This window comes from Citrobacter sp. wls613, assembly GCF_005281195.1.
In the GTDB taxonomy this organism is placed as follows: domain Bacteria; phylum Pseudomonadota; class Gammaproteobacteria; order Enterobacterales; family Enterobacteriaceae; genus Citrobacter; species Citrobacter gillenii.
On record NZ_SZXN01000060.1, the window covers coordinates 3,298 to 3,935 of the forward strand.

The window sequence follows — 638 nt, forward strand, 5'->3', positions numbered from 1 at the left end:
GCACAACACATGGCTGCAGCTGCTTCTGGCCTCTCCTGTCGTGTTGTGGTGTGGCTGGCCATTCTTCGCCCGGGCCGGAATGTCGTTGCGTAACCGCTCCCTGAATATGTTTACCCTTGTTGCAATGGGGACCGGCGTAGCCTGGGTTTACAGCGTCATTGCAACCGTCTTCCCCTCCTGGTTTCCTGCATCGTTCAGAAACATGGATGGCCTGGTGGCCGTTTATTTTGAAGCCGCAGCAGTAATTACGGTGCTTGTTCTGCTGGGACAGGTTCTTGAGCTGCGGGCACGGGAACAAACCTCAGGTGCCATTACTGCGCTTCTGAACCTTGCCCCCAAAACAGCCAGGCGGCTGGATCATGACGGTCATGAAACGGATATTAATGCAGAAGATGTCCTGCCTGGCGATAAGCTCCGCATCAGACCTGGAGAGAGTATTCCGGTCGACGGTATCGTGGTCGAAGGCAAAACAACTGTTGATGAATCGATGGTGACCGGGGAGTCTATGCCGGTTACCAAAAAAGAGGGTGAACCTGTCATTGGGGGGACGATTAATCAGACAGGTAGTCTTATCATCCGAGCAGAGAAAGTCGGTGATGAAACGATGCTCTCACGAATTGTTCAGATGGTCGCTGATG

General features: G+C 53.3%; 1 pseudogene. It reads left to right on the plus strand.

The window, feature by feature from the left end:
* A pseudogene (silP, locus tag FDX01_RS23825) lies at positions 1–638 on the plus strand (Ag(+)-translocating P-type ATPase SilP); the annotation flags it as partial.